The sequence below is a fragment of the Steroidobacter cummioxidans genome, assembly GCF_003104955.1.
In genome coordinates this window covers 1-6,331 of sequence record NZ_LSRW01000125.1, presented here as the reverse complement: position 1 = coordinate 6,331, position 6,331 = coordinate 1, and the positions used below count along the sequence as shown (strand labels likewise).

Below are 6,331 nucleotides of genomic sequence, written 5' to 3'. Positions count from 1 at the left end.
GCGTCAGATGTGTATAAGAGACAGGCTGCTCGGCGGTGGTTTGAAGGATGCCGGCTGGATGCGGGAGAACCTGTCGCAGAATCGTCTGGCGATTCTTCCCAATCACACGCACTACGACATCTTCCTGGCGCCGGAGCTGGTGACCACGGCACTGCCGTTCCTCAACGGGGACACCAAAGCGAGCGCGTGGCAGTAAGCGTCCGAGACAGAAGCGGGTTAGCGCCGGCGTTCGTATTCCGGCGCGAGCCCACGCATGATGTTGAGCAGGCGTTTATAACTTTCATAACGACGCGCCGAGAGAGTGTTCTCGGCCACGGCGGCGAGCACTGCGCAGCCAGGTTCGCGAAGGTGCAGGCAGTTGTTGAACTTGCACTCGGGCGCGAGTTTCAGGATTTCCGGCCAGCCGACTTGCACCATCGCATCTTCGACCGGCGGTGGGGCGAAATCGCGGACCCCGGGCGAGTCGATCAGCTCGCCGCCACTCGACAAACGAAACAACGCCGTCGATACCGTCGTATGTCGGCCTTCACCCGTCGAATCGGATAACGAACGCGTCGCTCGTTCGGACTCCGGCGCCAGGCGATTGGTGAGCGTCGATTTGCCGACGCCGGACTGACCGACGAGCATGGCACTGTGGTTCACGAGCAGCTCGCGCACCGGGGCCACCGTGGGCTCATTCTTCGCAGACAGTCGCAACACCGGATAACCCGCACGCTCGTAATCGTTCACGCGAGTCTGGAAGTCCGGATCCTCGGCGCCCGGCAGCTCCGACTTGTTCACGATGAGCGCGCCAGAAATTCCCGCGAGCGCGGCACCGGCGAGGTAACGATCCGCGATGAACAAATCCGGCTCGGGGTTGGGCGCGATGATTACGATGATCAGCGACAGATTCGCGGCCAGCGGCTCGGTGCGTCCACGGCTGTCGGTGCGAGCAAACAAAGAGCGGCGAGGGGAGACGCTGACTACCTTCGCGACATCGCCGCTGCTTTGTGACGGCCCGCGAATCATCACTTCATCGCCGCACACGCAAGTCAAACGCTTGCCGAACAGCTCGGCCGACATGCGTGCACCGTCGGTCGTTTCGACGATGACGCGACGGCCAAACGATTCCGTGACGCGCGCTGGCGTCTCGAGCGTGTCGCTCATGAGCGCTGAGTGGCCAGCGACAGCAGGCGCGTGATGCGCACGAGTGCGGGCGGATGTGAGTCGTAGAAGGCCGAGTGCAGAGTGTCGGGCGTCAGCGTGCTCGCATTGTCCCGATGCAGTTTCACCAATGCATTGGCCAGATCCATGGCGTCGGCATGCTTGGCGGCGAATTCATCGGCTTCGAACTCGTGCTTGCGCGACCACCACGCACCCAGCGGGGTGAGGAAATAGGTGAACACCGGCAGCACGAACATGAAGAGCAGCAGCGCCGCGTGCGTGGAGGGCTTCGTGACACCCAGCGCCGCATAGAATACGGGCCAGCGCATCAGCAGATCGAGCAACAGAAACCCGAGCAGGCCCATGACGACCTGAAGAATCAGGCCCGAGCGAATGTGATGCAGTCGGAAATGGCCGAGTTCGTGCGCGAGTACCGCTTCGACTTCCGTGGCCTGCAGCCGCTCGAGCAAGGTGTCGAAGAACACGATGCGCTTGTTGCGGCCGATGCCGGTGAAATACGCGTTGCCATGCGTGGAGCGGCGCGAGCCGTCCATCTTGAACACACCCTTCGATTCGAATCCACAGCGCTGCAGCACGGCCTCGGTGCGCTGTTTGAGCGCTTCGTCGGTCACCGGGGTGAACTTGTTGAACAGCGGGGCGAAGATCGCCGGGTACGCCCAGGTGACCAGCACCGAGAAGCTCACCCACACCAGCCAGGCATACAGCCACCACAGCGAGCCGGCCTGTTGCATCAGATACAGGATCACGAACAGCAGCGGCGTACCCAGCAGCAGGCCGAGTCCCAGCATCATGACCAGATCGATGAGGTACTGCTTGGGCGTGGTGCGGTTGAACTCGAAGCGCGCTTCGATCCCAAAAGTACGCCACAGTGACAACGGCAGACCGATGGCGCTGGCTATAAAGAAAGTCGACAGTACGACGGCCGTCCCGTGCCAGGTGGGCGACAGATGCGCCGCCTGCCACCAGGAGTCGATGGCGTCGATGCCGCCGCCCAAGGTCAGCAATAACGCCACGGCCGCATCCAGCAGTACATCCCAGCGGTTGAGGGCCGTGCCGGCGACGGTATAGTCGGCTGCCTTCTGGTGCGCCTGCAGGTCCACTTTCTCGGCGAACGCCTCGGGAACCCGGGCGCGGTGCCGGAGCACAGCTGCCCTTTGGCGCTGATTGAGCCAGCTGCGCATGGCCGTGGAGGCCAGCAGCAGTAATAGAAACAAGCCAGTAAACCAGTGCATTGAGATGATCTCGATCCGTGCGGAGGCACTCTAGCGTCAGCTGCTATGATGAGGCAACGAAACCCACTGCTGGCAGAACGCATCGTGACCGACCGCGACCCCACCCGACTCATCTGGATCGATCTGGAAATGACGGGCCTGAAGCCCGACACCGACCACATCATCGAAATCGCCACGGTGGTTACCGACAAGCACCTGAACACGCTGGCGGAAGGGCCGGTGCTGGCCATCCATCAGCCGGATGAGGTGCTGGACGCCATGGATGACTGGAATCGCCGTCAGCATGGCACGTCGGGTCTGGCGGCCCGCGTCCGGGCCAGCACGATTACGGTGGAGGAGGCGGAGCGTCAGACGGTGGAGTTCCTGAGCCGCTGGATCGAGCCCGGCGTGTCACCGATGTGCGGCAACAGCATCTGCCAGGACCGCCGCTTCATGGCGCGCGAGATGCCCAATCTGGAACGGTATTTTCACTACCGCAATCTGGATGTGAGCACGCTCAAGGAGCTGGCGCGGCGCTGGTCGCCGGAGGTGTACAGCAGCTTCCAGAAGAGCTCGACGCACCTGGCGCTGGACGATATCCGCGACTCCATTCGCGAGTTGCAGCACTACCGGACCAATTTCCTGCGCGCCTGAGCGCAACCCGGGCTCGAAGTCGCGACGGCAGCATGGCGCCGTCGCGACCTCATCGAGTTACTTGGCAGCCGCTGCGCCGCCGGCCAGGAACAGCCAGGTCTCGACCACCGTATCCGGGTTGAGCGACATGCTCTCGATGCCCTGGTCGACCAGCCAGCGCGCCAGATCGGGGTGATCCGACGGGCCCTGGCCGCAAATACCCACGTACTTGCCATTCCTGCGACAGGCGTCGATCGCCAGCTTCAGCAGCGCCTTCACCGCCTCGTCACGCTCATCGAACAGCTTCGCGATGATGGCTGAGTCGCGATCCAGGCCGAGCGTCAGCTGGGTCATGTCGTTCGAGCCGATCGACATGCCGTCGAAGAACTGCAGGTACTGGTCGGCGAGCAGCGCGTTGGTCGGCAGCTCGCACATCATGATGACCTTCAGGTCGTTCTCGCCGCGCTTCAGGCCGTTCTGCGCCAGCAGGTGCGTGACTTGCTCGGCTTCCTTGAGCGTACGTACGAAGGGCACCATCACCTGCACATTCTTCAGGCCCATCTCCTCGCGCACGCGCTTCAACGCGCGGCACTCGAGCTCGAAGCAGGGACGGAATGTTTCATCGACGTAGCGCGAGGCGCCGCGGAAACCGATCATCGGATTCTCTTCGTGCGGCTCGTACTGGCGACCGCCGATCAGATTGGCGTACTCGTTCGATTTGAAATCGGACATGCGCACGATCACCGGCTCCGGTGCGAACGCGGCGGCGATGGTGGCGATGCCTTCGCACAGCTTGTCGACGTAGAAGCTGACCGGATCTTTGTAGCCGCTCATCTGACGACGGATGGTTTGCTGCAGATCCTTGGGCAACTGGTCGAATTCGAGCAGCGCGCGCGGGTGCACACCGATCATGCGATTGATGATGAATTCCAAACGCGCCAGGCCCACGCCTTTGTGCGGGATGCCAGCGAAGTCGAACGCGCGGTCGGGGTTGCCGACATTCATCATGATCTTGGTCTTGATCGCGGGCAGCGCGTCCAGCTCGACGATCTTCTGCTCGAAGGGCAACGCACCCTCGTAGACGAAGCCCGTGTCGCCTTCGGCGCACGAGACTGTGACTTCGGTGCCTTCCTTGATCGTCTCGGTCGCATCCCCGCAGCCGACGACGGCAGGAATGCCGAGCTCGCGCGCGATGATGGCGGCGTGACAGGTGCGTCCACCGCGATTCGTCACGATGGCCGAGGCGCGCTTCATCACCGGCTCCCAATCGGGATCGGTCATGTCGGCGACCAGCACATCGCCGCTTTGCACGCGGGTCATTTCCTTCACGTCGCGAATGATGCGGGCAGGGCCCGCGCCGATGCGCTGACCGATCGAACGGCCGCTGGAGAGCACCTTGGATTTCTTTTTCAGCGAGTAGCGCTGCACGGTGCGGCCGGCGCGGCTCTGCACGGTTTCCGGACGCGCCTGCAGGATATAAATCTTGCCGGTCTCACCGTCCTTGCCCCATTCGATGTCCATCGGGCAGCCGTAGTGCTCCTCGATGATGAGCGCCTGCTTGGCCAGCTCCAGCAGGTCGGCATCGCCGATGGAGAACCTGGCGCGATCTTCGTTTGCGACATCGACGGTCTTGACGCGCTCACCGCTGCCGGGCTCGCCATAAACCATCTTGATGGCCTTGGCGCCGAGCGTGCGGCGCAGGATGGGCGCGTGGCCGGACTTGAGCGTCGGCTTGTAAACGTAGAACTCGTCGGGATTCACCGCGCCTTGCACCACGGTCTCGCCGAGACCGTACGAGGCGGTGATGAACACGACATTGCGGAAACCAGAGTCGGTATCGAGCGTGAACATCACGCCGCTGGCGCCGATGTCGGAGCGGCACATGTACTGAATGCCGGCGGACAGCGCGACCACGTCGTGGTTGAAGCCCTGGTGCACGCGATAGGCGATGGCGCGATCGTTGTAGAGCGATGCAAACACTTCGTGCACGCACTTGATCAGCGCTTCCTTGCCGCGCACGTTGAGGAATGTTTCCTGCTGTCCGGCGAAGGAGGCATCCGGCAAATCTTCTGCGGTGGCGGAGGAGCGGACGGCGACGGCGACATCGCGACCGCCACCCATGCGCTCGTAGCCCGCCAGGATTTCCTTTTCCAGCTGCGACGGGAACGGCGTCGACAGAATCCACTGACGGATCTTGCCGCCGACCTCGGTGAGCTTCTCGACATCGTCGACGTCGAGCGTGGCGAGCTCCGCGGAGATGCGCTCGGCCAGCCCTTCGTGCTTGAGGAAGTCGCGATACGCCTGCGCGGTGGTCGCGAAGCCGGTCGGCACGCTCACACCCATCTTGGCCAGGTGGCTGATCATCTCGCCGAGCGAGGAGTTCTTGCCGCCGACGGTGTCAACGTCGTGGCGTCCAAGCTGTTCGAAGGGTACTGTGTAAGCGGTCAAGGGCAATCCTCGTCGGACCCCCGGCTTGTACCTGGGGCCCACCAATGAAACACTGGGATGAATCACTCAAGCGAGTGGACCTAGCCCAATGGCTAAGCCGTGAGATTTTAACCGCAACCCGCGATACCGCGTGAGTCTTGGCGACAGAAGAATGGAACGAAGAACAGTTTTTTTTGTGTCCGACCAGACCGGCGTGACCGCCGAGACCATGGGGCACAGCCTGCTGACGCAATTCGATGGGCAGGCATTTCGGCAGGTGACTCTGCCATTTATCTCCACTGTTGACAAGGCGCAGGAAGCTGTTCGTCGCATCAACGCGACGGCCGAGGCGGAAGGGGTCCGACCCGTGATTTTCAGCACTTTGGTGCAGGAGGACCTGCGCGAGATCATCAAGCGCGCCAACGGCCTGTTCCTGGACTTCTTCGATGCGTTCCTTGGCCCGCTGGAGATGGAGCTGAAGCTCAAATCCTCGCGCGCGCAGGGCAAAGCACACGGCATGCAGGATATCGGTGCTTACACCACGAGGATCAACGCGACCAATTTCGCCCTGGCCAACGATGACGGCGCTGTCACGCGCGACTACGAGCGGGCCGATCTGATCCTGGTCGGCGTGTCGCGCACCGGCAAGACGCCCACCTGTCTGTACCTGGCCTTGCAATACGGCATCTTCGCCGCCAATTATCCATTCGCTGACGAGGAGCTCGAGACCGGTCGGTTGCCCGCGGCACTGATCAAGCATCAGCGCAAGCTGTATGGCCTGACCATCGCGCCGGAACGTCTGCAACAGATCCGCAACGAGCGCCGGCCGAACAGCAATTATTCGTCGCCTTCGCAAGTCGACTTCGAGGCTGTCTCTTATACACATCTGACGCTGC

5 protein-coding genes and 1 pseudogene are annotated in these 6,331 nt (G+C 62.4%); 3 read left to right on the top strand and 3 right to left on the bottom strand.

The window, feature by feature from the left end; translation table 11 throughout:
• A pseudogene (locus tag D0550_RS34530) lies at positions 1-196 on the top strand (hypothetical protein); the annotation flags it as partial.
• Between the two features lie 20 nt (positions 197-216).
• Here D0550_RS34530 and rsgA read toward each other — a convergent pair.
• The gene (rsgA, locus tag D0550_RS34525; RefSeq protein ID WP_116813799.1) at positions 217-1,146 is read right to left on the bottom strand and encodes a ribosome small subunit-dependent GTPase A; all 930 of its coding nucleotides are present in this window, start codon (positions 1,144-1,146) and stop codon (positions 217-219) included.
• Complete coding sequence (locus D0550_RS34520; RefSeq protein ID WP_116813797.1) at positions 1,143-2,396, bottom strand: M48 family metallopeptidase; 1,254 nt, start codon at positions 2,394-2,396, stop codon at positions 1,143-1,145. Before D0550_RS34520 ends, rsgA begins: the two co-directional genes overlap by 4 nt.
• A 48-nt stretch (positions 2,397-2,444) precedes the next feature.
• Here D0550_RS34520 and orn point away from each other — a divergent pair, with 48 nt between their 5' ends.
• On the top strand, positions 2,445-3,029 hold the full coding sequence (orn, locus tag D0550_RS34515; RefSeq protein WP_116813801.1) for an oligoribonuclease: 585 nt from the start codon (positions 2,445-2,447) through the stop codon (positions 3,027-3,029).
• A 57-nt stretch (positions 3,030-3,086) separates the two neighbouring features.
• On the opposite strand, the gene ppsA is transcribed toward orn, so the two are convergent.
• On the bottom strand, positions 3,087-5,456 hold the full coding sequence (gene ppsA / locus D0550_RS34510; protein WP_116813796.1) for a phosphoenolpyruvate synthase: 2,370 nt from the start codon (positions 5,454-5,456) through the stop codon (positions 3,087-3,089).
• A 151-nt stretch (positions 5,457-5,607) separates the two neighbouring features.
• On the opposite strand from ppsA, the gene D0550_RS34505 reads away from it, so the two are divergent.
• A partial coding sequence (locus D0550_RS34505; protein ID WP_153067489.1) for a pyruvate, water dikinase regulatory protein occupies positions 5,608-6,331 on the top strand: 724 nt, incomplete at its 3' end.